This window comes from Pseudonocardia sp. ICBG1142 (assembly GCF_020496255.1).
GTDB lineage: Bacteria > Actinomycetota > Actinomycetes > Mycobacteriales > Pseudonocardiaceae > Pseudonocardia.
This window is the reverse complement of the sequence record NZ_JAHLJC010000030.1, coordinates 549,077-572,608: the sequence shown is the minus strand read 5'-3', so window position 1 is coordinate 572,608 and position 23,532 is coordinate 549,077. Positions and strand designations below refer to the sequence as shown.

The 23,532-nt window shown below is 72.0% G+C and carries 23 protein-coding genes; 20 read left to right on the top strand and 3 right to left on the bottom strand.

The features are described 5' to 3' along the window. Positions 1–14: 14 nt before the first annotated feature. Positions 15–710, top strand: a complete 696-nt coding sequence (locus KPL59_RS16860) for an ABC transporter permease (protein ID WP_226361357.1) — start codon at positions 15–17, stop codon at positions 708–710. Here the strand turns inward: KPL59_RS16860 and KPL59_RS16855 are convergent. Further along, positions 703–1,467, bottom strand: a complete 765-nt coding sequence (locus KPL59_RS16855; protein ID WP_226359944.1) for a transposase — start codon at positions 1,465–1,467, stop codon at positions 703–705. The genes KPL59_RS16860 and KPL59_RS16855 overlap by 8 nt on opposite strands. 122 nt (positions 1,468–1,589) lie before the next feature. Between KPL59_RS16855 and KPL59_RS16850 the strand changes: the two genes are divergently transcribed. From KPL59_RS16850 to KPL59_RS16800, 11 genes are all read left to right on the top strand, one after another. Continuing rightward, positions 1,590–1,802, top strand: a complete 213-nt coding sequence (locus tag KPL59_RS16850) for an ABC transporter permease (RefSeq protein ID WP_226361356.1) — start codon at positions 1,590–1,592, stop codon at positions 1,800–1,802. Between the two features lie 471 nt (positions 1,803–2,273). Then, positions 2,274–3,020 (top strand): ABC transporter ATP-binding protein, encoded by a 747-nt coding sequence (locus tag KPL59_RS16845; RefSeq protein ID WP_051050105.1) that lies wholly within the window; start codon positions 2,274–2,276, stop codon positions 3,018–3,020. A 3-nt stretch (positions 3,021–3,023) separates the two neighbouring features. After that, positions 3,024–4,310: an MlaD family protein gene (locus KPL59_RS16840; protein ID WP_226361355.1), complete on the top strand. Its 1,287-nt coding sequence runs from the start codon at positions 3,024–3,026 to the stop codon at positions 4,308–4,310. Further along, positions 4,307–5,695 carry an MlaD family protein gene (locus tag KPL59_RS16835; RefSeq protein WP_226361354.1) on the top strand — a complete coding sequence of 463 codons (1,389 nt, stop codon included), beginning with the start codon at positions 4,307–4,309 and terminating at the stop codon, positions 5,693–5,695. Before KPL59_RS16840 ends, KPL59_RS16835 begins: the two co-directional genes overlap by 4 nt. Next, entirely contained in the window at positions 5,695–7,059 is a 1,365-nt protein-coding gene (locus KPL59_RS16830; RefSeq protein ID WP_083695460.1) for an MlaD family protein, read from the top strand. Before KPL59_RS16835 ends, KPL59_RS16830 begins: the two co-directional genes overlap by 1 nt. Continuing rightward, positions 7,056–8,396 carry an MlaD family protein gene (locus KPL59_RS16825; protein ID WP_226352226.1) on the top strand — a complete coding sequence of 447 codons (1,341 nt, stop codon included), beginning with the start codon at positions 7,056–7,058 and terminating at the stop codon, positions 8,394–8,396. The genes KPL59_RS16830 and KPL59_RS16825 overlap by 4 nt, the downstream gene beginning before the upstream one ends. Further along, entirely contained in the window at positions 8,386–9,690 is a 1,305-nt protein-coding gene (locus KPL59_RS16820) for an MlaD family protein (protein ID WP_226361353.1), read from the top strand. The genes KPL59_RS16825 and KPL59_RS16820 overlap by 11 nt, the downstream gene beginning before the upstream one ends. A gap of 15 nt (positions 9,691–9,705) precedes the next feature. Beyond that, positions 9,706–11,136, top strand: a complete 1,431-nt coding sequence (locus tag KPL59_RS16815) for an MlaD family protein (RefSeq protein WP_226361352.1) — start codon at positions 9,706–9,708, stop codon at positions 11,134–11,136. After that, positions 11,133–13,580 (top strand): RND transporter, encoded by a 2,448-nt coding sequence (locus KPL59_RS16810; RefSeq protein WP_226361351.1) that lies wholly within the window; start codon positions 11,133–11,135, stop codon positions 13,578–13,580. The genes KPL59_RS16815 and KPL59_RS16810 overlap by 4 nt, the downstream gene beginning before the upstream one ends. Before the next feature lie 312 nt (positions 13,581–13,892). Further along, positions 13,893–14,696 carry a peptidyl-prolyl cis-trans isomerase gene (locus KPL59_RS16805; protein WP_226361350.1) on the top strand — a complete coding sequence of 268 codons (804 nt, stop codon included), beginning with the start codon at positions 13,893–13,895 and terminating at the stop codon, positions 14,694–14,696. Beyond that, positions 14,693–14,914 (top strand): hypothetical protein, encoded by a 222-nt coding sequence (locus tag KPL59_RS16800; protein WP_020627751.1) that lies wholly within the window; start codon positions 14,693–14,695, stop codon positions 14,912–14,914. The genes KPL59_RS16805 and KPL59_RS16800 overlap by 4 nt, the downstream gene beginning before the upstream one ends. A gap of 25 nt (positions 14,915–14,939) precedes the next feature. Here KPL59_RS16800 and KPL59_RS16795 read toward each other — a convergent pair whose 3' ends face one another. Together KPL59_RS16795 and KPL59_RS36975 are read right to left on the bottom strand one after the other, a co-directional pair. Next, positions 14,940–15,647, bottom strand: coding sequence for an AAA family ATPase (locus KPL59_RS16795; protein WP_308187899.1), 708 nt, complete (start codon positions 15,645–15,647; stop codon positions 14,940–14,942). Next, on the bottom strand, positions 15,599–15,874 hold the full coding sequence (locus KPL59_RS36975) for a hypothetical protein (RefSeq protein ID WP_226352247.1): 276 nt from the start codon (positions 15,872–15,874) through the stop codon (positions 15,599–15,601). The genes KPL59_RS16795 and KPL59_RS36975 overlap by 49 nt, the downstream gene beginning before the upstream one ends. A gap of 124 nt (positions 15,875–15,998) precedes the next feature. Between KPL59_RS36975 and KPL59_RS16785 the strand changes: the two genes are divergently transcribed. The 8 genes from KPL59_RS16785 (at position 15,999) to KPL59_RS16750 (ending at position 23,456) form a co-directional block, all read left to right on the top strand. Next, positions 15,999–16,415, top strand: coding sequence for a hypothetical protein (locus KPL59_RS16785; RefSeq protein ID WP_226352248.1), 417 nt, complete (start codon positions 15,999–16,001; stop codon positions 16,413–16,415). 19 nt (positions 16,416–16,434) lie between these two features. Continuing rightward, a complete protein-coding gene (locus tag KPL59_RS16780; protein WP_226361349.1) occupies positions 16,435–16,824 on the top strand; it encodes a hypothetical protein in 390 nt (129 codons plus the stop codon). 157 nt (positions 16,825–16,981) lie between these two features. Further along, a complete protein-coding gene (locus tag KPL59_RS16775) occupies positions 16,982–18,526 on the top strand; it encodes an acyl-CoA synthetase (protein WP_226352250.1) in 1,545 nt (514 codons plus the stop codon). Between the two features lie 174 nt (positions 18,527–18,700). After that, the gene (locus KPL59_RS16770; protein ID WP_075308978.1) at positions 18,701–19,108 is read left to right on the top strand and encodes an SCP2 sterol-binding domain-containing protein; all 408 of its coding nucleotides are present in this window, start codon (positions 18,701–18,703) and stop codon (positions 19,106–19,108) included. 37 nt (positions 19,109–19,145) lie between these two features. Further along, positions 19,146–20,201: an alcohol dehydrogenase catalytic domain-containing protein gene (locus KPL59_RS16765; RefSeq protein WP_226352251.1), complete on the top strand. Its 1,056-nt coding sequence runs from the start codon at positions 19,146–19,148 to the stop codon at positions 20,199–20,201. Beyond that, entirely contained in the window at positions 20,198–21,721 is a 1,524-nt protein-coding gene (locus tag KPL59_RS16760; RefSeq protein WP_226361348.1) for an aldehyde dehydrogenase, read from the top strand. Before KPL59_RS16765 ends, KPL59_RS16760 begins: the two co-directional genes overlap by 4 nt. A 191-nt stretch (positions 21,722–21,912) precedes the next feature. Beyond that, positions 21,913–23,256, top strand: coding sequence for a cytochrome P450 (locus KPL59_RS16755; protein WP_226361347.1), 1,344 nt, complete (start codon positions 21,913–21,915; stop codon positions 23,254–23,256). After that, positions 23,256–23,456 carry a ferredoxin gene (locus tag KPL59_RS16750; protein WP_020627742.1) on the top strand — a complete coding sequence of 67 codons (201 nt, stop codon included), beginning with the start codon at positions 23,256–23,258 and terminating at the stop codon, positions 23,454–23,456. The genes KPL59_RS16755 and KPL59_RS16750 overlap by 1 nt, the downstream gene beginning before the upstream one ends. Positions 23,457–23,532: the final 76 nt, after the last annotated feature.

Sequence of the window (23,532 nt, the reverse complement as noted above, 5' to 3'; positions counted from 1 at the left end):
GAGGTGTCACGGACATGACGCAGCTCGACGACCGGGGGCCGCAGGGCGACCCCGACCGCACCGAACTCCGGGCACCCGAGAAGCAGGGCGTGGACGTCAGCTTCTCCTCGATCACCGCGAAGCTGAAGACCGGCCTCACCGAGGCCGGCGACATCGGCCGGTTCACCGCCGACGTCGTCCGGGACTTCCCGGACATGTTCCGCCGCTACGTGCCCGAGGTGTTCCGCCAGGCGGGCATCCTGATCTTCAGCTCCGCTCTGATCATCTGGTTCATGATGTTCATCATGGGCGGGCAGTGCGGCCTGGAGGCCAGCTACACGCTCAAGCAGATCGGCGCCCCGCTGTACTCCGCGGTGTTCGACGCCTACTGCGGCCTGCGTGAGCTCTCGGTCTACATGTGGGGCTGGATCCTCGCGGCGAAGGTCGGCTGCGGCTACGTGGCCGAGATCGGCTCCATGCGGATCTCCGACGAGATCGACGCCATGGAGGTCATGGGCATCAAGTCCAAGTCGTTCCTGGTCGGTACCCGGATCGCGGCCACCGTGATCGCCGTGCCGTTCATGTACTTCGTCGGCCTGGCCATCCTCTACGTGGCGATGTACCTGGTCACGGTGGTGAACCTCGGCGGTGTCTCACCCGGCGGGTTCCTCTACCTGTTCTGGCTGTACCAGAGCCCGTACGACGAGGCTTATTCAGGCTCCGTCAGGTAAGTGTGTAGAAGATGAGTCCGATGACTGCCGAGATTGTCGTTTTAAATGTGGCGTAGGGCCGCCGGTAGTCTGTGTGGAGAACTTTCCACGTTTTGATATGGGCGATGACTCGTTCGATGGTGGCGCGTGTGTGGTTGAGGCTCTTGTTGAATGTTTTTTGCCAGTCGAGAAGTTCCCGGCCGGGTGGTTTTTTGAACGGGGTGAGCATGCCGCGCCCGATGTATCCTTTATCGCCGATCGGGGGGTATGTGGCGAGGTGGTCGAGGGCGCCGGATTGGTCGAGGCAATATAGGTCGTGTCGGGAGCCTGGGGTCGGGTCGGAGATCCACGACAGCTGCCCTTCCAGGGTGGCTGCGACCTGGACGACGACGCCGGTGGTGCGATGCTTGCCCGACCACAGACCCGGCACCGCGGCCCATGACCAGCAGGGCAGCAAGGTTCCATCGATGATGTACTGCCGATCGGCACGAAGCTCCTCTGCCGTCGGAACGACACTCCGCAGCGCCTGTGCCAGCAACGGTGTCACCCCCGTGATCGCTCGACTAACCGTCGACTGCGACACCCCATAGGTTTCCGCCAACTCCCACTGCACACGATTCCCGCGCAGATACGCCAACGTGATCACCACCGACCAGAACAACCCCAGAACCGGCGGCCAAGACAAACGTGCCTCCGTCGCGTCCCGCTGATCCTGCTCATACACTATAGCGACAAGATCCTGAATTTCATCACGCCGGAAACCAGTGGTATAGTACATACTGCGGCAGCCCGTTCATCTCGGATTGATTCGGCAAACCAATATTCGCGATGGACGGGCTGTCGCCCAACCCGACACGCCGGGCTAGATCGTTATTTCACGGGGCCTGAATAAGCCTCGACATGTTCGCGGTGATGGTCAAGATCATGACCGAGTCCATCGTGATCGTCGGCGTGGGCCTCTACTACGGCTACAACGCCAGCGGCGGGCCGGTCGGCGTCGGCCGTGCCACCGCGAAGTCGATGATCATCAACCTGGTGCTGATCTCGGTCATCGGGACCATCGGCACGCTGGCCTTCTGGGGGCTCGAGACGAACTCTCCGATCGCCAACTGACCTCTCCGGGGTCGTGCCGCTCATCCCCGGCGGCCGGCCCCGGAGTTCCCCGCCCCGACAACCCCCGAACCCCGACGACAGCCCCCCGCCACGGTCCCGGCCCTCCCCAGCCGGCCACGGTCCGGACGTCGCTCCCCGCCGCCCGGTCCGCCGCACCGCGCCCGCTCCCCGGGACCGAGGTGCCCGCTCGCAGTCCCGCCGGACGCGTCCCCCGCGTCCACGGTCCCCGGAAGCCTCCGGGGCCGCTCCCCTCAGCACGTGATCCGCGTGCCGGTTCCCCCGCGCCGGCACGCGCCAGGTCGTCCAGGAGGATCAGTGACCTCGCCGAACCAGCCCCGGCACACTCGACCGGGCTCCGAGTACCCCACCCAGCAGATTCCACCCGTCCACGACGGGGGGACCCAGGCCGCGGCCACCCGCGGACCCGGCTGGTCGACCGAGACCCGGGAGTTCCGGTACGGAACGGACCCGATCCTGCAGGTCGAGGGCCTCGCGAAGTCGTTCGGCAGCACCCAGATCCTGAAGAACATCAACTTCAACTTCCAGCACGACGCCATCACCACCGTGCTGGGCCCGTCGGGCACCGGGAAGTCGGTGCTCATCAAGCACCTGGTCGGGCTGCTCGCCCCGGACCGCGGCGCGGTCTACGTCGGCGGTGTCGACATCTGGTCGATGAGCGAGAACGAGCGCTACGACATGCGGACCCGGTTCGGCGTCTGCTGGCAGGACGGCGCGTTGTTCGGCTCCATGAACCTCTACGACAACGTCGCCTTCCCGCTCCGCAAGCACACGCGGATGTCGGAGAAGGAGGTCGAGAAGACGGTCATGACCGCACTCGACGAGGTCGGTCTGGCCAAGGCCGCGCACAAGGCGCCCAACGAGGTCTCCGGCGGCATGAAGAAGCGCGCCGGCTTCGCCCGCGCGCTGGTGATGAACCCCGACATCGTGCTGTTCGACGAGCCGGACTCCGGTCTCGACCCGGTCCGCACCTCGCTGCTCTGCGACATCATCATGGACGTCCACAACCAGCACGGCGGCACGTACCTGCTGGTCACGCACGACATCAAGACCGCCCGCAAGGTCAGCGACTACGTCGGCCTGATCTGGAAGGGCGAGGTCGTCCACTACGGACCGGCGCACGAGGCCTTCGAGCACCAGGACCCGTTCGTCAAGCAGTTCCTCGCGGGACAGTCCGCCGGCCCGCTCGGGATGGACTGAGCGATGAGCGGACTCCTCGGCAAGATCGCCGCCGGTCTGGTGGCGCTGCTCGTGGTCGGCGGTGTGTTCGTCGCCGTCGGCGGCACGCAGCCGTACACGGTCAGCGCGGTCCTGCCCGCCGGCAACCCCAACCTCATCCCCGGCGCACCGATCTACATCGACGGCTTCCAGGCGGGCGAGATCCGGTCCGTGCGGCCCGAGGAGGGCCACGCGGTCGTCGACTTCACCGTCGACGACGGACTGGCCCCGCTGCACGCCGGCGCGTTCGTCCACGTGCAGTGGAAGGCCGTCGTCGGTGAGCGCCTGCTGTTCGTGCAGGACGGCCCGAAGGACTACGCCGAGATCCCGAGCGGCGGCATGGTGCAGGGCGACTTCCCGAAGCCGACCGAGGTCGCGGACGTGCTCGCCGCCCTCGACGAGCCCACCCGGGCGCGGCTGACCAGCCTGGTCGGCACCCTGCAGAACACGGTCACCGGGCACGAGCAGGACCTCAACGCCACCGTGAACACCGCCGGACCGGCGCTCGCCGCGGTCGGCAACGTGCTGCGCGGCATCGGCACCGACGGTCCGGCGATCTCCAAGCTGGTCACCGACCTCAACGGCACGGTGGACACCCTGGCCAGGCGCCAGCAGGACCTCGGCTCGGTGGTCGACGAGCTGGGCACCAGCGCCCGGGCGACGGCCGCCCAGCGCGAGCAGCTCCGCTCCGCGCTGGCCAAGCTGCCCCCGATGCTGCGCACCGCCCAGGGCACGCTGAACAAGGTCCCCGGCGTCACCGACGAGGCCCTGCCGCTGCTGGAGGACCTGCGCCCGGCGACCGAGAAGCTTCCCGGCGTGTCCGAGCAGCTCGCCCCGCTGCTGCAGGACCTGCGGCCACTGGTCGCCGACCTCAAGCCCACGCTCGAGGCGGCCTCGGCGCTGCTCGACCGCACCCCCGGCCTCCTCGACTCGTCGAACCGGGCGCTGCCGGGCCTCGCCGAGACCGTGGGTGGCTACGCGCCGGTGCTCGAGGCGCTGCGCCCCTACACCCCCGATGTCGTCGGATTCCTCTCTACCTGGGGATCCGCCGCGCAGAACTTCGACTCGAACGGCCGTTACATGCGGATCTTCGCGCAGGCCGGCCCCGCCACGCCGGTCATCTACCCGCCGGGCGTGACGCCGCCGGGGATCGTCCCGAACCTGAACCCGGCCCCTGGCTCCGCCGACCAGACCTCGGGCAACGGGGAGCAGGGGCCCGGCGCCCCGCTGCTGCCGCAGCTCGGCGACGCCAGCGGGGAGGGTCCGCGATGAGTCTCGGAGTCTCCCGCTGGCGGGTCCTCGCCGTCGGCCTGGTCGCGCTGCTCGCGGGCACCGGTGCCGCCGCCGGCCTCTCCAACGCCGAGTCCGGCCGGATCCTGATCGCGGAGTTCGCCGACGTCAGCCCGATCCTCGCCGGCCAGCAGGTCAAGATCAACGGCGTCACGGTCGGGGAGGTCGGGCAGCTCCAGTTCGACCCGCAGCGCAAGGTCGCCGAGGTCCCGCTGCGCGTCGACGCCCGCGCCCTGCCGATCCACGCCGACGCGAAGGTGACCGTCGCCCCGGTGTCGCTGCTCGGGGAGCGCTTCCTCAACCTGAACACCGGCACCCCGGGCTCGCCCGAGCTGCCCATGAACCAGCCCATCGGGGTGGAGCGGACCGGCCAGGAGGCCGACCTGCAGAACATCCTCGACACCCTGGACGACCCGACGGCGGGCGCGCTCGCCGCACTGGTCACCACGCTGGGCCAGGGCACCGCGAACAACGGCGAGAACATCCAGAAGACACTCGCCGCGCTCGCCCCGGCCATGAAGGACACCCACCAGCTCGTCGGCGTCCTGTCCGACCAGAACGAGCTGCTCGGCCGGGTCATCGACCAGGTCGAGCCGGTCACCGGCGCACTCGCCGTCGACCAGGGCAGGCGGCTCGACGGCCTGGTCGCCTCGACCACGTCGCTGCTCGACACCACCGCCGCCCGCGACGCGCAGCTGCGCGGCACCCTGCAGGAGCTCCCCGGCACCCTGGCCGCTGCCCGCGCCACCCTCGGCGAGCTCGCCGGCACGGCGCAGTCCACCGCGGTCACCTTGGGCAACCTGCGGCCGACCACCGACAACCTGGTGGACATCAGCCGTGAGCTGCAGCGCTTCGCCGACTCGGCGGACCAGGCGCTGGCCTCGGCCGACCCGGTCCTGGACCGGGCGAGCGAGCTGCTCGACCAGGCCCGGCCGGTCGCCGCGGAGCTCCGGGCCGCGGGCCCGGACCTGCAGCACACGGTCACCGGGGCCGAGCCGATCGTCCGGGAGCTCAACGGGAACCTCGGCAACGTGCTCGGCTTCATCCGGAACTGGGCGCTGACCACCAACCAGAAGGACGGGCTGTCCCACTACTTCCGGGCCAGCTACGTGCTCAACGGTGACCCGGTCACCGGATTCCTGCCGGGTGGCGTGCCGGACTCCGCACCCGCGCCCGGACCGGACGCCAGCCCGAACCCGCAGGTGAACGAGCCCGCCCCGTCCCAGCCGGGGCCGGGGACCGCGGCCCAGCCGGGCCAGGACTCCAACACCCTGCTGCAGAGCCAGCCCACCCCCGAGAGCAGCGCCACCGGGCTCAGCCCGGAGCAGGAGCAGGGCGCGCTCGGAACCCTGCTGGGAGGCCAGTGATGGCGAGTGCCAAGCCCAAGCGCGGCGCGCGCTTCCGATCCGGTGTGATCGGCCTGCTGATGTTCGTCGCGGCGGGGTTCTTCCTCTACGTCGCGCTGACCGCCCAGAAGGGTCTGCCCTTCGCCCAGCACGAGTTCCGCACCGCGGCCGTCTCGGACACCGGTGACCTCGCCGTCGGCAACGACGTCCGGGTCGGCCAGGTCCGCGTCGGACGCGTCGACGACATCACCCTCGCCGACGGCGTCCCGCAGGTCCGGATGCAGCTCGACGACGCCGCCACGAAGGTCTTCAAGGACGGCTCGGCCGCGGTGACCGGCCGGTCCGGTCTCGGTCAGCAGTACCTGGACCTCGACATCGGCACCGAGCAGGCCGGCGTCCTCGGCGAGGACGACGTGCTCCCGGTCCAGCGCTCCCGCGGCGCGGTGCAGCTGCTGGACCTGGCCAAGGTCTTCGACCCGGCCACCCAGGACTCCACCCGCTCCGCGTTGCAGCAGCTCGGCAACGGTGCGGCCGGACACGGCCAGGACCTGGCGGACGTGGCGAAGGCCGGCCCGCAGATCCTGCCCTCGCTCGGCACGACCGCCCGGTCGCTGTCGGTCGACGGCGGCCGCGACCTGACCGGGATGCTGCAGTCGCTGGAGAGCCTGTCCTCGCGCTTCGCCGGACGGGAGCAGGAGATCTCCTCGCTGGTCGGGCAGCTCGACACCACGTTCGCGGCGATCGACGCGGACAAGGGCACGGCGCTGGGGGACACCCTCGACATCGCCCCCGAGGCGCTGCCGGCCGCCCGCAAGGCCCTGGAGGACCTGCAGCAGCCGCTGGCGTCGACGAACTCGGCGATGACGCAGCTGCAGACCGGGTCCCGCTCGCTCGGCGACGCCACCCCGGACCTGCGGGGCGTGCTGGTCGAGGCCCCGCAGCCGCTGGACAAGCTGCCCGGCGTCTCCGACTCGGCCGAGCCCGCGCTCGGCTCGCTGACCCCCGCCGTCGCCGATGCGCGCCCCGTCGCGCCGAAGGTGACCCAGGGAGTCGGCTTCGCGAACACCCCGCTGCAGGTCCTGGCGCCCTACGCGCCGGAGATCGCGCAGTGGTTCACCAGCGCCTCGTCCGGCCTGTCCGACGGCGACGCCGCGGGCCACCACCTGCGGTTCACCCTGATGGTCCGGCCGGAGTCCTTCGTCGGAGCGGCGGGTCTGCCCGACCCGACCGCGGCGAGCAACCCGTACCCGGCCCCCGGCCAGGCACCGAACGACGCATCGCTGGGCCTGCTGCCCGCCCCGGGCCCGTCCAACCGGACGCCCCAGGAGCAGCCCGGCCAGGGCGACAGCGCCGCCGGCGGCGGCCTTCTGGGAGGTAACCGATGACCGCCCCCGCACAGGGCACCGGCACGCCACGGCTGCGCCGGCGGCTCCCGCTCTGGGTGGCCGCTCTCGCGGTCATCGGGATCATGCTGCTGTCGCTGGTCCTGGGCCTGCTCAAGCCGCAGGTCACGACGCTGCTCATGAAGCTGACCGGCGCCTCGACCCGGACCGTGCACTTCACCGCGAACCAGTTCCTCTTCGAGGACGTCTCGAAGGTGAAGGTCGCCGGTGTCGACTCCGGTGTCGTGAGCTCGGTCGACCCGGCGCCCGACGGCGGCGCGATCGTGACCGTCGTCGTCGACCCGGAGGTCGTGGACACCGTCGGCGACCAGCCGTCGGCACGGCTGCGGCCCACCACCCTGCTGTCCGGCCTGTTCTACATCGACCTCGTCCCGGGCGGTGACCGCTCCGCGGAGTGGACCGAGCAGATCCCGGTGGACCGCACCCGGCTCCCCACCGAGGTCGACGACGTCGCCGAGCGTCTCCAGCCCGACGCCCTCGAGGGCGCGAAGGCCGCGGTCACCCAGTTCGACGAGACCCTCGGCAACGCCGGCGGCAACGAGGCGCTCCACGAGCTCCTCGCCACGGCGCCGGGGACCCTCGGTCCGGCCGCCGGGGTCGTCGAGTCGCTGCGCGGCACCCAGCCGGAGAGGGACCTGACCGAGGTCGTGCGGGGCCTGCAGCGCACCACCGGCACGCTGAACCGCGAGCCGGGGCAGCTGGACGGCATCGTCGCGAACCTGCAGGACACCACGCAGGTCCTGGCCGAGACCTCCGGTCCGGTCGCCGACGCGGTCTCCAGGCTGCCCGGCGTCCTCGACACCACCGACGCCGGCCTGAAGCGGCTGAACGTGTCGCTGGACAAGCTGCGCGACACCGCGGGCCCGGCCCGGCCCACCGTCCAGGAGCTGGACGAGCTCCTGGGCCGTGCCGAGCCGGTGCTGGCCGACGCCCGCCCGCTGGTGTCCGACCTGCGCGCGGCGCTGGTCGACGCCCGCCCGCTGGTCGAGGGCCTGGTCCCGGCGAGCGAGGGCGCGACGCGGGTCCTCGACGACCTGCCGGCGCCGCTCGAGCGACTGGGCGGACCGGTCCTCGACTCGCTGAACACCCCGTTCGTCGGCGAGGGCCCGTACTCCGCGGTCGACAGCCGCGGTGTCCCCCTCAAGGACGAGGTCGGTCACATGTTCTCGAACCTCAGCAGGACCGGCGCCTACGTCGACCCCAACGGGCACGCGGTGTCCTTCCACCCCGGTCCCGGCCTCGGCACCGTGCCCGGCCTGGGCTCGGTGAGCCTGGAGAACATGTTCCAGCAGATCTTCCACGGGACGGGTGGTCGGTGATGGCGGCAACTCCCACACCTGCACCGGAGGCCCCCGTGGGTTCCGGGCCAGGTTCCGGTCCGGACTGGACCGCGTCCGCAACGAGCCCGGTCTGGGCCGGAACGTGATCGCCCTCGGCGTCGTGATGGTGCTCGGCCTGGTCTGCGGGGGCTACATCCTGTCCCAGCAGCGGTTCGTGCCGCCGTGGGCGAACGAGCGGATGGTCTACGCGACCTTCTCCGAGACCCCGGCGCTCGCTCCCGGCCGCGGCCAGGAGGTCCGGATGTCCGGCGTCCCGGTCGGCGACATCCGCTCCTCCGAGCTCACGCCGGAGGGCACCGCCCGGGTGCTCCTGGCGATCGACCGCAACGACTACGACGGCCCCGTCTACGACAACGCCACCGTGGTCCTGCGGCCGAAGAGCCCGCTCAACGAGATGTACATCGAGATGGACCCCGGCACCCCCGCCGGCAAGGTCCTCGACGACTACGGCGTGCTCCCCGTCGCCAACGCCAAGCCGCCGGTGCAGATCGACGCGGCACTGGCCCACCTGGACCAGAACGCGCTCGCCGCGGTGCAGTCGCTGCTGGAGGCGTCCGACGTCGCCCTCGCGACGGCGCCCCAGGACCTCCCGCAGGGCGTGCGTGCCACCACCGAGGTGGTCGACCGGCTCAAGCCGGTCGTCGACCAGCTCGACCGGCGCCGCGACAACCTGGCCCGCCTGGTCACCTCGATCGGCCAACTCTCCACCGCCGTCGGCGGCGACGAGAAGCGGCTCACCGCCCTGGCGAACTCGCTGTCGACCACGTTGAGGACGGTGTCCGCGCAGAGCCAGGCCCTGCGTGACTCGCTGAACCAGCTGCCCGGCGTCGTCGACAACCTGGGTGCGGCCACCGGCAACGTCCAGGAGCTCTCCGACCAGCTCGATCCGACCCTGGACAACGTCCGGGCCGCCTCGGAGCAGCTCCCGGGCGCGCTGGACCGGCTGACCGACACCGTCGACACGCTCCACACCACCGTGGACAAGGCCCGGCCGGTCGCCGAGAAGCTCAAGCCGGTCGCGGCGGACCTGCGCCCGTTCGTGAACGACCTGAACGGGACGCTGCCCGCGCTGAAGGAGATCTCCGGCCGGCTCGACCCGGTCACCGCGGGCCTCCAGCAGTACCTGCCGGACCTGAACGCCTTCGTCTACCAGACGTCGTCGGTGACCAGCCTGCGCGACGCCAACGGCGGCATCCTGCGCGGTCTGCTCCAGTTCGGCCCGACCACCATCCCGGCGCCCGGCGCCGACGAGCTCTCCCAGACGCCCCGGTAAGGAGGTGACCCCCGGATGAAGATCCCCCACTCCGCGCTCCCCGCGATCAGGACGACGATCCTGCTCGCCTTCACCGCGGCGTCGGCGTTCGTGTTCCTGTTCTTCTGGACCTCGGTCGGCGGCTACGTGCCCGGCTACACCCAGGAGCAGTACACGACGTCGTTCCACGTCGACAAGGTCAACAACCTGGTCCCGCAGTCCGACGTCACCCTGAACGGGGTGAAGGTCGGCAAGGTCCTGACCGTCGAGGCGACCCCGGACGGGCGCGCCGAGGTGGTCGTCAACCTGACCGACGAGGACGCCATCCCGCTGCACGAGGGCGTCACCGGCCGCATCAACTCGAAGACGCTGGTCGAGGAGACCTACGTGTCCCTCGTCGACGGCCGCGGTGCCGAGCTGCCCGACGGCAGCCGGCTCCCCGACGGCGCCGTGCAGTCCGCCGTCCTGCTCGACGACCTGATCCGGACGCTGCCCGACGACCGCCGCGTCGCGCTGGCCTCCACCCTGCAGTCGCTGGGTGCGGCCACGAAGGACACCCAGGCGGGGGTCGACGGCGCGCTGGCCGGCCTCGGCCAGCTCGGTCGCGAGGGCGGCACCGCCCTGGACGCGCTCGCCGCGCAGTCGAAGGACCTGGAGCAGCTCTCGCAGAACACCGCCGCGGTGCTCGCCGCGCTGGACGTGCAGCGCGGCCGCATCGCCGACCTGGTGACCGACGCCAACCTGGTCACCGAGGTCACCGCGAACAGCCGCACCGACCTGGAGAACACCGTCCGGGAGCTGCCGCCGCCGCTGAAGGCCGCCCACGACGCCAGCGACGACCTGTCCCGGCTCGCCGGTGGGCTCGGCCCGGTCGCGGCGAACCTGGACCGGGCGGCGCCCGCCCTCGACGCGGCGCTGAACGAGCTCCCGGCGACCACCCGCGACCTGCGCGGACTGCTGCCCTCGCTCGACGCGACCCTGGGCAAGGCCCCGGTCACCCTGGACAAGGTCCCGCAGTTCTCCGACGACCTGCGGGCACTGCTGCCCGAGGCCGACCGGGCGCTGCTCCAGCTCAACCCGATGCTGGAGTACCTGAAGCCCTACGGCGGCGACATCTACCAGTTCTTCACCAACTTCGGTGAGGCGGTGTCGCGCGGCGATGCCAACGGCACGCTCCTGCGCGTGATGCTGGTGTTCCACGCCCAGTCGTTCGCGGGCAATCCCGTCCCGCTCAACGGGATCCCGCCGCTCGACGACAACAACCCGTACCCGCGGCCGGGCACGCAGAACAACCCGCAGGACGACGCGCCCCCGCCGCAGGTGGCCGATCCCGGGCCGGCGAACCAGTCGCCGCCGCCCGGGCCGGCCCCCACGGTCGGGCCGCAGCCCACGGGCGAGGCCGCCGAGGGCGACCAGCCCCCGGCACCGGCGCCGTCCGGTGGTGGACTCCTGGGGCTCGGCGGATGATCCGCCGCCTCCGCACGACCCTCGACGGGCGTGGCGCCGCATCCGCGGCGTCGCGCCCGTCGGGGCGTTCCGCCCTGGTCTGGATCATGCTGCTGGCCCTGGTGGCGCTGACCGCCGCCGGCGTGTCCCGGGTGAAGGTCGAGACCGGGGTCGAGTCGTTCCTGCCGTCGTCGGACCCGTCGGTGCAGCGCTACACCGAGCTCGCCCGCTCCTTCGGTGGCGACCCGATCGTCGTGCTGCTGCGCGCCCCGCAGGCCCCCGGCCTGCTCGACCGGGACGTGCTGCCGCGCGTGCTCGGCCTCGAGGGGCAGCTGTCGCAGCTGCCCGACGTCGCCTCGGTCTACGGCCCGGCGACGACGCTGAACCAGCTGGCGTCGCAGTCCCAGAAGCTGCTCGCCGAGCTCACCGGACGTCGCGACGGGCTGCAGCGCGCCGCGGCGATCACCGCCCGGCAGCGCGGCGAGGACCCGGCCGCCGCCGCGAACGCCGCCGTCGCGGCGTTCGACGCCCGGTACGGCCCGCTGATCGTGCAGGGCCTGCCGGTGGGTCTGCCGACCCTGCGCAACCAGCGCTTCATCGACCACTCGATCATGGGTTCGGGCGGTGAGCCGCGCCCGCAGTGGCGCTACGTCGTCCCCGACAACCGCTCGCTGGCCGTGCTGGTCCGCCCCCGCGAGGGGCTCGACCAGGCCGGGACCGAGCAGCTCGTCGCCGCGGTGAACGACACCGTCGCCCGGGCGCAGCTGCCCGCCGAGGCCACCGTCTCCGGCGTCCCGGCCATCACCGCCTCGCTCGGCGTCGCGGTGGACCGGGAGGCGCCGGTCCTGGGCGCGGTCGCAGTCGTCGCGATCGGGCTCTGCCTGTTCCTGGTGCCCTGGACCCGGCGGCGGCGACGGCTGATCCCGCTCGCGGTGACCCTCGCGGCGACCGCGGCGACGCTGGCCGTGCTGGGCTGGATCGGCCGCCCCGTCTCGCTCGGGGTGGTCGCGTTCCTGCCGGTCCTGGTGGGGCTGGGCAGCTACTACCCGACCTACTTCGCCCGCGGGGCACGGCCGCGCACGGTCGTCGTCGTCGCGGCGGGGACGGCGGCCGGGTTCGGTGCGCTGGTGCTCTCGCCGCTGCCGTTCGTGCGTGACCTCGGGTCGACCCTGGCCCTGGGCGTCGCGTTCGCGGTGGCGCTGGGCTGGTTCGTCTACCGGCCCGGTGGCTGGGCCGGCCCGGACCGGCCCGCGTCCGCCGCGCCGGCCGACCCCGCGACCGATGCCGCCGCCGACCCGGCCGACCCTGCCGACACGGACCCGGCCGCCCCCGACGCCGACCCGGCCGACGCCGGTGCACCCGCCGGCGACGACGCGGCGGCGCCGGACGGTCCCGGGCCGGTCGCCCGCCCGGGCCGGTCGCGGCTGGTCGCCGTCGTCCTCGCCGGGCTGGTCGCGGTCGGCGGCTGGGCCACGCTGCCCTTCCTGCCCCTGCAGACCAGCGTCGACGCGTTGTCGGCCGGGCTGCCCGCCGTCTCCGACGCCACCCGGGTGGAGCAGATCCTGGGCTCCGGCGGCGAGCTCGCCGTCGTCCTGCGGTCCACCGACGGGAAGGGCGACGTGCTCACCCCGCAGGCGTGGACGTGGATGACGACGGCCCAGCAGTCGATCGTGCGGCTGCACGGCGACCAGGCGCGGCCCGCGCTCTCGGCGCCCACGCTGCTGTCGTTCCTCGGCCCCACCCCGGACCAGGAGCAGATCCGGGCCGGCGTCCGGCTGCTGCCGCCGTACCTCACCGGCGCGGTGCTGCGGCCCGACGGCCAGGTCGCGGTGCTGTCCTTCGGCGTCCGGCTCGACGACCTCGACCGGCTCCGTGGGCTGACCGACGCGATCACCGCCGAGCTGCCCCCGGCCCCGCCCGGCTTCGTCGCCGAGGTCTCCGGGCTGCCCGCCGTCGCGGTGCAGGGCTACGAGCTCGTCTCCGCCGACCGCTACCTCGCCGGCACCGCCGGCCTGGTCGCCGCGGCGCTGGTGCTCGGGGTCGGGCTGCGGCACCGGCGCGACGCGCTGCGCGCCGCACTGGCCGCCGTGCTGGCGACCGGCGCCAACCTGTTCCTGCTCTGGGGGTTCGGCATCCCGCTGAACCCGCTCACCGTCGCGCTCGGGTCGCTCACCGCCGCCGTCGGCTGTGAGTTCACCGTGATGACCTGCGACGCCGTCCGCACGCGCGACCCGCGCCTGCGGACCGCGGTGACCCTCGCCGCCCTCACCTCGGGCACCGGGTTCGCCGTGCTGGCGTTGTCCGACCTCGCCCTCATGCGCGAGTTCGGGCTGCTCCTGGCGTTGTCCGTACTGCTGTCCTACCTGGCCGCACGGGTCGTGGTGCGGGCGTTCCCGCCCGCGCACGGCCCGGCCGACCCCGCGCGGAGTACCCCCGCCCGGGAGAAGCTCGTTGGAGTGATGTGATGCGAGTCAAGTCCACACTGGCGTGGATCGCCGGCGCCGCCCTCGACCGGGTCCGGACCACCTGGACCGGCCGGATCGTGGCGGGAGTCCTCGTCCTCGCCCTCGTCGCCGGGGTCGGCGGCGGGGTCTGGTGGAAGATGCAGCAGGTCCCCGACGGCGCGGCGCTGGCTGTCGGCGACCGGGTCGTGACCGTCACCGACCTCGACGACCGGGTGCAGACCCTGCGTGCGCTCTACGGCGTCCAGCCGCCGGTCGAGGACCCGGTGAAGATGGACGGCTTCCGCCGACGCGGCCAAGGCCGTCGCGCTGAGCATGGTGCTGGAGGACCGGGCGACCGAGCTGGGCGTCGGCGTCGCGGACGCGAAGGTCCGCCAGACCCTCGACCAGTACATCACCCAGCAGCTCGGCAACGGCCCCGGTGCGCGCGACGACTTCGTCAAGGTCCTCGGCAACGTCGGCACCACCGAGGACAAGGTGATGAACGAGGTCCGCCAGCAGATGGTCGTCGGGGAGCTGTTCGACAAGGTCACCAAGGACGTGACCGTCACCGACGACGACCTGCGTGCCGAGTTCCCGAAGTATGCCCAGCGGCTCGGGACCCCGGAGAAGCGCGAGCTGTCCAACATCGTCGTCGCCAGCAAGGAGGCCGCCGACAAGATCGCGGCCGAACTACGGGGCGGCGCCGACTTCGCGACCGTCGCGCGGGCCACCACGATCGACAACGCCACCCGCGCGAACGGCGGGGCGCTGGGCCCGATCAGCGCCGACCAGCTGCAGCCCGACTACGCGAAGGCCGCCTTCGGCAGCCCGGCCGGCCAGGTGTTCGGCCCGGTGCAGAACCAGTTCGGCTGGAACGTCGGCCGGTCGGGGGCGGTGACACCGGGCGTCCCGGCGAACTTCGACCAGGTCAAGGACCGGCTCCGCGAGCTGGTGCTGTTCGACCGCCGGATCGGCCTCTGGGGTCAGTGGATGACCGACTCGCTGGCCGACGGCGACGTCCGCTACGCCGATGACTACCGCCCCGCCGACCCGGACACCGCGCCCACCGGCGCGAGCCCGGGCCTGCCCTCGGGCACGCCGCAGACGGTCCCGCCCGCGCCGGGCGGCGGCGGGTGAGTCCCGCCTGGACCGTCCTGACCTTCGCGGGCCTCGGTGTCCTGCTCGCCCTCATGGGGTGGGCGGGACGCCGGCACGCGGCGGGCCTCGGCGCCGTCCCGGGGATGCCCGCCGAGCTGCAGCGGCACCGGGTGGCGGTCATCCGCCGCGGTGCCACGGCCTGCCTGGTGGTCGGCGTCGCGTTCGTCGTGGTCGGGGTGCTGGCACCGCTGCTGTGAGGCTCATCGGGTCACCAGCAGGTCATCAGCGGGTCAGCAGCAGGAACAGGCAGTACGAGGTGACCAGCGCCAGCACCACCAGCGCGGGCACCACCAGCCGCGGGTCGAGCTCGACGGTCCGGGAGCGCCGGCGCGGCCCCTCCAGCTCGGCGCGGGTCGCGTCCGGGTCGGGCGGGCCGAGGAGGTCCGAGATCCGGAAGCGGCGCTCGACGTCGGAGGCGGCGTCGACGCCGTGCAGCAGCTCCGCGGGCGGGCCGCAGGCCACGATCCGGCCGTGGCACAGGATCGCGACGACGTCGGCCAGCTCCCGGGCCAGCGCGACGTCGTGCGTGGTGACCAGCACCGTCGCCCCCGACCGCTCCTGCTGCTCGCGGACCGCCGTGACCAGCGTGTCCGCGTGCGCGGCGTCCAGCCCGGTCTCCAGCTCGTCGAGGACCAGGACCGGCGCCTCCACGGCGAGGGTGCGGGCGATCGCGAGCCGTTTGCGTCCGTGGGCCGGCAGCTCCGCGGGGAGCGCGTCGGCCCGGTCGTGCAGCCGCACCTCGCGCAGCCGGTGCATCGCGATGCGCTCCACCCGCTCCGCGGACAGACCGCGGCCTTCGAGGGCGTAGGTCAGGTTGTCGTAGGCCGACAGGGATCCGAACAGCGACGACTCGAAGACCGACGGGCCGCCGAACAGCACGCTCATGCCGCGGCGCAGGCGTCGCAGCTCGGTCTCACCGGCCGCGTGCACGTCGACACCACCGACGGTGACGGTGCCCCGGCCGGGCGCGACGAGCCCGGCGAGATGACGCACCTCTTGCCCGAGCCGGACGGGCCCATCAGCACCGTCACGGTGCCGGGCGCCAGGTGCAGCCCGAGCCGGAACAGCACCGGGGTGTCGTCGATCATCGTCGTCACGTCGGTGAAGTCGACCGCCGGCCCGCGGGGCGGCCTGCCGCCGGACACGGGACCCGTCATCGCACCAGTGGACGCCCCGGGCTCCGCAGGCTCGTCTCCCGGCGGTGGTGACTCCCTCTCCCGTAGTGGGTGTCCCTGCGTGCGGAGAGGGCTTACGCCCGGGCGGTCCCTCTAGCCTGCGGTCATGACGCAGGTGCGGAGCCGGTCCACGATGCCGTGGGCCCTGGTCCTGTCGGCCGCCGCGTGGATGCTGACCGCGGTGCTGCTGGCCGTCGCGTGGGCCGGGCTGCGGCCGGAGCCGACGGTCGACGAGGACACGGCGAGCACGCTGGCGGGCCAGGGCGCCCCGGTCGTGGCGTCCGGGGCGACGGCGCCGTACCCGACCTGGCTGCTGCTCGTCCTCGCGGTGCTGCTCATCGCGGCGGGCGCCGCCCTGGCGCTGCGCCGCCGCGTCGCCCGTTACCCCGCGGTCGTCCTGTCCGTTGTGTCGGTGGTGCTCCTCGCCGTGGCGGGGCGCTGGGAGACCATCCCGGCGATGGCCCTGCTGGTGGTCGGGACCGTCCCGCTGCTGACGCCCTCCGCGCTGCGACACCTGCGCTGAGCGACCGAAGGGAGACCTCGTGGCCGTCCCGGGGTTCGACTGGTTCTCCGACCGCGTGGACTGGGTCAGCCTGGTCCGCGGCGCCTCGCTGGCGTTCAGCGTGCTCGTGATCGGCGGGCTCGCCGCGCCGCTGGGCTCGCAGATCCCGGTCGTCGGGCCGGCCTGGCTGATCATCACCGCGATCGTCGCGTTCGTGCTGGCGGGCTACCGGATCGGCGACGCCGTCGACCCGCGGGTGCACGGCGCCGGCGCGGCCGTCGCCGGGTGCCTGCTCGTGCTGCCGCTGGTGGTGCTGGGCACCGGTGGGCTCGACCCGACCCAGCTCGTCCTCACCCTGCTCACCGCCGTGGTCATGGGCGCGATCGCCGGGCATCTCGCGGGCCGGAACCGGGACCGCCGCACCGTGTGACGACGCGGCCGGCCGGCGACCGCGCCGCACCCGAGCGGGGGAGGAACCACCCTCTCGGGAGGGATGCCGGGTCACACAGCGTGCCGACACGATGCGGGCTGCGACGGCGGGCCCCGCCCGGCGCCGCTCCACCCACTCTCGAAGGGGAGAGCAGCTCGTGTTCCCAGGGACCCATGCGCGCACCCGGCCCGACCACCCGGCCGTGGTCCAGCCCGAGACCGGCGCCACCACGACCTACGCCGAGCTCGACGACCGCTCGCGCCGGATCGCCCACGTCCTGCGCGACGCCGGGCTGCGCCGCGGCGACCACGTCGCCTTCCTCTCCGACAACGCCCCCGAGGTCTTCGAGATCTACTGGGCGGCGATGCGCTCGGGCCTGTACATCACCGGCATCAACCACCACCTCGCCGCGGACGAGGCCGCCTACATCGTGGACGACTGCGGTGCCCGGGTGCTGTTCGTCTCGGCCGCGAAGCGCGAGCTCGCCGAGGCGCTCGTGGCGCGGACCCCCGGCGTGGAGCGCCGCTTCGCCTTCGGGGGAGCGGTCGAGGGCCACGAGTCCCTCGGTTCCGCGATGGAGCTCGCCGCCGACGGGCCGCTGCCCGAGCAGCCCCGCGGCGCGGACATGCTCTACTCCTCGGGCACCACCGGACGCCCGAGGGGCATCAAGCCCGCGCTGCCGACGATCCAGGTCGACGAGCCCGGTGACCTCTACACCGCGGTGTTCGGCCCGATGTACGGCTTCGGCGAGGACACCGTCTACTACTCGCCGGCGCCGGTGTACCACGCCGCGCCGCTGCGCTTCGGCGGCATCGTGCACGCCCTCGGCGGGACCGTGGTGATGGCGCAGAAGTTCGACGCCGAGGCCGCGCTGGCGCACATCGCGCACCACCGGGTGACCCACGGCCAGTTCGTCCCGACGATGTTCGTCCGGATGCTCAAGCTTCCCGACGCCGTCCGGACGTCCTACGACGTCTCCTCGCTGCGGGTGGCCGTGCACGCCGCCGCGCCGTGCCCGGTCGACGTCAAGCAGAAGATGATCGACTGGTGGGGCCCGGTCCTGTACGAGTACTACTCCTCGACCGAGGGCAACGGTGTCACCTTCATCGACCCGGCGGCGTGGGCGGACAAGCCCGGCTCGGTCGGCAAGGCAGGCCTCGGCGTCATCCACGTCTGCGACGACGACGGCCGCGAGCTGCCGACCGGCGAGGTCGGCACCGTCTACTTCGAGCGCGACGTACCGCCGTTCGAGTACCACAACGACCCGGAGAAGACCCGTGCCGGCCGCCACCCCGAGCACGACAACTGGTCCACCACCGGCGACGTCGGCTACCTCGACCCCGACGGCTTCCTGTTCCTCACCGACCGCAAGGCATTCATGATCATCTCCGGCGGGGTGAACATCTACCCGCAGGAGGTCGAGGACGTCCTCACCCTGCACCCCAAGGTCTACGACGTGGCCGTCATCGGCGTGCCGGACCCGGAGATGGGCGAGCAGGTCAAGGCGGTCGTGCAGACCCCCGACGGCGTCGAGGGCTCGCCCGAGCTGGCGGCCGAGCTCCTCGAGTTCGTCCGCGAGCGGATCGCCCGCTACAAGGCCCCGCGCAGCGTGGACTTCACCGACCAGCTGCCCCGCAGCGCCACCGGCAAGCTCGTCAAGGGCGAGCTGCGCGCGCGGTACGCGGAGCCGGCCACCGCCTGACGGCCCACGGCGGTCACTCCCCGGGCAGCCGGTCACACACCGTGCCTCCGTAGGGAGTACGGAACCACCCCCCCCGGGAGCGATGTGACCCCCCTCGCTCCCCGGCCACCATCTGGTCCGACGGCAGCGCCCGGCCCCCGGACGTCTGCCCCTGCACTCAACGAGGAGATCACCATGGGCTTCTTCGCCGACAGCAACGAGGTCGACACCTACATCGGCGGCGTCTTCCGCGCGGCCAACGACCACCCCGAGTCCGGCCCGAAGATGCGTGCCGCCGGCATCAACCTCCGCGTGCTCTACACCGACCCGGACACCGAGATGTGGGTCAAGATGCGTGAGCCGGCGATGGAGGTCCACACCGGCGCCGACGACGACAAGGCCGACATCACCCTGATGATGCGCGCCGACACCGGCGACAAGTTCTGGCGCGGCGAGTACAACCTCGCCGTCGGTCTCGCCAAGGGCGAGGTCAAGGCCAAGGGCCCGGTCAACAAGATCCTGAAGCTGGTCCCGCTGACCAAGCCGATGTTCCCGATGTACCGCGAGCTGGTCGCCGAGAAGGACGCGACCGCGAACGCCTGACCGCCCCGTCCCAGAGCGGAGGAAGGACGCCGATCCGATGGCGACCATGAAGGCGGTCGTGCTCCGCGAGCCGCACAAGATCGAGGTCATGGAGGTCCCCAAGCCGGAGATCACCGACCCCGGTGACGTCCTGTTGCGGGTCGACCTCACGGCGATCTGCGGGACCGACCTGCACCCCTACGAGGGGCGCATCGTGATCGAGGACGACGTGGTGCTCGGCCACGAGTTCCTCGGCACCGTCGAGGCCGTCGGATCCGCGGTCAACCTCGTCTCCGAGGGCGACCGCGCCGTCGCCTCCTGCGTCGTGAGCTGCGGCAACTGCTACAACTGCCGCCGCAACCGGCCGGGCCAGTGCTTCGGCACGATGATCTTCGGGCTCGGGGTGACCTTCGGCAGCCTGTCCGGCGGCCAGGCCGAGTACGTGATCGTGCCGAACGCCGACCGCACGCTGCGCAAGCTCTCCGACGAGGGCAAGGGCAACGACGAGGACAAGCTGTTCGTCGGCGACATCATGGCGACCGGCTACGAGGCCGTCCGCAAGTTCATCCAGCCCGGCGACACCGTCGCCGTGGTCGGGGCCGGCCCGGTCGGGCTGTGCGCCGCGATGTCGGCGAACGTGCTCGGCGCCGCGCAGACGATCGTGGTGGACAAGGTCCCGGCCCGCCTCAAGGAGGCGGAGGCCATCGGTGCCGTCCCGGTGAACGCCGACGAGACCGACCCGGCCGACGCCGTGCAGGACCTCACCGACTGGCGGGGCGCCGACGTCGTGGTCGACGCCGTCGGGCACCCGTCGGCGCTGCTGTCGGCCTGCACCCTGGTCCGCTCCGGTGGCGCGATCTCGATCCCCGGTGTGTACACCGAGGACAGCATCGAGCTGCCCTTCGGCGACCTGTACCTGAAGGGCGTCACCATTGCCCAGGGCGTCGCGAACATCACGAACTACATGGACGAGACGCTGGCGCTCATCGCGGCGGGCAAGCTCGACCCGAGCCGGTTCATCTCGCACCGCATGCCGATGTCGCAGGCGACCGAGGCGTACCGGATGTTCGAGGAGCGCGAAGCCACCAAGATCGTCCTGGACCCGACCGCATGACCGCCGGGACGACCGTCCGCCACTTCCCGATGCGGATCGGTGGCAAGGACGTGGACTCGAACGACCGCCTCGAGATCCGTGACCCGCAGAACGGTGAGCTGGTCGCCACCGCCGCCTCCGGTGGCGCGTCGGCGATCGACGCGGCCGTCGACGCGGCCCAGGCCGCCTTCGACGACGGCGGCTGGTCGCGAGCCACCCCGGCGCACCGCGCCTCGGTGATGCGCGCGATCGCCGACCGGCTCGGCGAGCGGCTCGACGAGATGGTCGAGCTGGAGATCATGGCCAACGGCGCCACCGTGCGTCAGGCCACCGGCTTCCACGTCGGCTACTGCGCCCCGCACCTGGAGTACTTCGCCGGCCTGGCGGAGCGCTACGAGTTCGAGACGCCCATGCCGCGGGCCACGTTCCCGGTGCTCGGCCAGTCGACGCTCCGCAAGGAGCCGATCGGCGTGGTCGGCGCGATCGCACCGTGGAACTTCCCGCTGCTGCTGAGCCTGTGGAAGTTCGCCCCAGCCCTGGCCGTCGGCAACTCGGTGATCCTCAAGCCGGACGAGAAGACCCCGCTGTCGGCGCTGGAGTTCGCGGCCATCGCCGAGGAGTGCGGGCTGCCGCCGGGTGTGTTCAACGTCGTCCCGGGCCCCGGCCCGGACGCCGGCGCGCGCCTGGCCAGCCACCCGGGCGTCGGCAAGATCGGCTTCACCGGATCCACCGACGTCGGACGCGAGATCATGCGCCTGGCCTCGGGCACGGTCAAGGCCGTGACCCTGGAGCTCGGCGGCAAGTCGCCGGCGCTGGTCCTCGACGACGCCGACCTCGACATCGCCGTCGACGGGGTGCTGTACGGCTGCATGCTGTACTCCGGTCAGGTCTGCGAGTCGATGACCCGGCTGCTGCTGCCGGACTCGCTGCACGACGAGTTCGTGGAGCGCATGGTCGCCCGCGCGTCCACCATCCGGCTCGGGGACACCCGGGACTGGGAGACCGACATGGGCCCGGTCGTCTCGGCGAAGCAGAAGGACCGGATCCTCGAGCTGATCCGGTCCGGCAAGGACGAGGGCGCCACCGCCGTCCTGGGCGGCGACGAGGCCCACGTCGAGGGCTACGAGGGGGGTCACTGGATCCAGCCGACCATCTTCACCGGCGTCCGCAACGACATGCGGATCGCCCGCGAGGAGATCTTCGGTCCGGTGCTGTCGGTCATCCGCTACGGCTCGGAGGCCGAGGGCGTCGCCCTGGCCAACGACACGCAGTACGGGCTGGCGTCGTCGGTGTGGAGCCGGGACAACTCCCGGGCCCTGGACGTCGCCGAGAAGATCAAGGCCGGCTCGGTCTGGATCAACGACGCGCACCAGATCAACTGCGAGGTGCCGTTCGGCGGGTACAAGCAGTCCGGCGTCGGCCGTGAGCTCGGCCCACGCGCGCTGGACCCCTACGTCGAGGAGAAGAACGTCCACCTCGACCTGTCCGGCACCCGCGAGGCGCGTCCGTACGACGTCCTGCTGAGCCACGCCGACGACTGAGGCCTGCCCCGCCATCGGCCCCGTCCCCCGGTACCCCCTCACCGGGGGACGGGGCCGCCTCTCCCGATGGGGGTACGACCTCCCCCTCCCGGGGAGACGACCGTCCCCACGTCTCTCCGCACACTCGTCAGTGACCCCGTGTCACCAGCTTTCCGCCCGCGGAGCACCCCGCCGGGCTCGGAGGAGATCCGATGACCGCCACCTTCGACGCCACCGACTTCGAGTCGGAGATGTACGACCCGGATGCCGTGGACATGATCCCGGCCACCAGCGAGGGCAAGCCCGAGCACTACCCGATCGACATCTCCACCAAGGCGTTCTGGAACCAGACCTCGGCGCAGCGTGAGGAGACCTTCAAGGTCCTGCGCCGCGAGCAGCCGGTCTCCTGGCAGCGTCCGGTCGACGACGCCGTCACCCCCGACCCCGACGACCCCGGCTACTGGGCGGTGGTCAGCCACGCCGACATCGTCACGGTCAGCCGGGACAACGACACCTACATCTCCGGGCAGGGTGTGCTGTTCGACCTGCTCCCGCCGATCTTCCTCGAGCTGACCCAGTCCTTCCTCGCGATGGACAACCCCAAGCACGACCGGCTCCGCAAGCTCGTCGCCTCGGCGTTCACGCCCAAGCAGATCAAGCTGATCGACGACCGGATCGCGCTGGCCGCGAAGGAGATCATCGACGACGTCGTCGCCGAGCCCTCCGGCGAGATCGACTTCGTCCAGCGGGTCGCGAAGGTGCTCCCCACCCGCATCTTCTGCGACATCATGGGCGTCCCCGAGCACCTGCGCGAGGCCACTGCGCGCAACGCCGCCGACATCGTCGCCTGGGCCGACGACGAGGTCCTCGCCGGCCGCGCCGCCGACGAGGTGCAGGTGCAGGCCGCGACGAACCTGCACGACATCGCCGCCGAGCTCATCGAGCTGAAGACCGCGGAGCCGTCCGACGACCTGATCACCTCGCTGATCAACGCCGAGGTCGACGGCCAGAAGCTCGACGAGTTCGAGATCGGCTCGTTCTTCGTGCTCATGGCGGTCGCCGGCACCGACACCACCCGGCACACCTCGGCGTTCACCGTCCGCGCCTTCACCCACTTCCCCGAGCAGAAGCAGTGGCTCATGGAGGACTTCGACGGCCGGATCAACAACGCGATCGAGGAGTTCGTCCGGTACGCCTGCCCGGTCATGACCTTCCGCCGCACCGCGGTCGTCGAGACCGAGCTGGGCGGCAAGAAGATCGTCCCCGGCGACAAGGTCGTCATGTTCTACCCGTCGGGCTGCATGGACGAGAAGGTCTTCGACGACCCGGAGAAGTTCGACCTGTCCCGGGAGAACGCGAAGGCGCACACCGGCTTCGGCGGCGGCGGCGTGCACTTCTGCCTCGGCAACCAGCTCGCGAAGTCCATGCTCAAGGCGCTGTTCCGCGAGCTGCTGTTCCGCATCCCGCAGTTCGAGGTCGGCGAGCCCGAGCTGCTGGGCACCAACTTCATGCGCGGGGTGAAGCGCATGCCGTTCCGATTCTCCCTGGAGAAGTGATGGGTCTGCGTATCGAGCTCGACGAGGGCAAGTGCAGCGGCCTGGGCCTGTGCGAGGCCGAGGCGCCGGAGCTCTTCGAGGTCCGCGACGACGGTTCGCTCGCGGTGCTGGACGCCACCCCGGCCGAGGAGCACCGGGCGGCCTGCGAGGCGGCGATCGCCTCCTGTCCGACCGAAGCACTGCGCCTCGTCGAGAGCTGACCGCACGCACCCCCTCACCGCGGGGACGCCGGGAGACCGCCACTCCCGGCGTCCCCACTCCCTTCTCCGGAGGAGC

Coding starts and splice junctions, on each gene's coding strand:
- KPL59_RS16830 (WP_083695460.1), top strand. CDS start 5,695: ATGGCGAGTGCCAAGCCCAAGCGCGGCGCGCGCTTCCGATCCGGTGTG.
- KPL59_RS16855 (WP_226359944.1), bottom strand. CDS start 1,467: ATGTACTATACCACTGGTTTCCGGCGTGATGAAATTCAGGATCTTGTC.
- KPL59_RS16815 (WP_226361352.1), top strand. CDS start 9,706: ATGAAGATCCCCCACTCCGCGCTCCCCGCGATCAGGACGACGATCCTG.
- KPL59_RS16770 (WP_075308978.1), top strand. CDS start 18,701: ATGGGCTTCTTCGCCGACAGCAACGAGGTCGACACCTACATCGGCGGC.
- KPL59_RS16825 (WP_226352226.1), top strand. CDS start 7,056: ATGACCGCCCCCGCACAGGGCACCGGCACGCCACGGCTGCGCCGGCGG.
- KPL59_RS16755 (WP_226361347.1), top strand. CDS start 21,913: ATGACCGCCACCTTCGACGCCACCGACTTCGAGTCGGAGATGTACGAC.
- KPL59_RS16750 (WP_020627742.1), top strand. CDS start 23,256: ATGGGTCTGCGTATCGAGCTCGACGAGGGCAAGTGCAGCGGCCTGGGC.
- KPL59_RS16850 (WP_226361356.1), top strand. CDS start 1,590: ATGTTCGCGGTGATGGTCAAGATCATGACCGAGTCCATCGTGATCGTC.
- KPL59_RS16835 (WP_226361354.1), top strand. CDS start 4,307: ATGAGTCTCGGAGTCTCCCGCTGGCGGGTCCTCGCCGTCGGCCTGGTC.
- KPL59_RS36975 (WP_226352247.1), bottom strand. CDS start 15,874: ATGACGGGTCCCGTGTCCGGCGGCAGGCCGCCCCGCGGGCCGGCGGTC.
- KPL59_RS16785 (WP_226352248.1), top strand. CDS start 15,999: ATGACGCAGGTGCGGAGCCGGTCCACGATGCCGTGGGCCCTGGTCCTG.
- KPL59_RS16765 (WP_226352251.1), top strand. CDS start 19,146: ATGGCGACCATGAAGGCGGTCGTGCTCCGCGAGCCGCACAAGATCGAG.
- KPL59_RS16805 (WP_226361350.1), top strand. CDS start 13,893: ATGGTGCTGGAGGACCGGGCGACCGAGCTGGGCGTCGGCGTCGCGGAC.
- KPL59_RS16860 (WP_226361357.1), top strand. CDS start 15: ATGACGCAGCTCGACGACCGGGGGCCGCAGGGCGACCCCGACCGCACC.
- KPL59_RS16840 (WP_226361355.1), top strand. CDS start 3,024: ATGAGCGGACTCCTCGGCAAGATCGCCGCCGGTCTGGTGGCGCTGCTC.
- KPL59_RS16760 (WP_226361348.1), top strand. CDS start 20,198: ATGACCGCCGGGACGACCGTCCGCCACTTCCCGATGCGGATCGGTGGC.
- KPL59_RS16810 (WP_226361351.1), top strand. CDS start 11,133: ATGATCCGCCGCCTCCGCACGACCCTCGACGGGCGTGGCGCCGCATCC.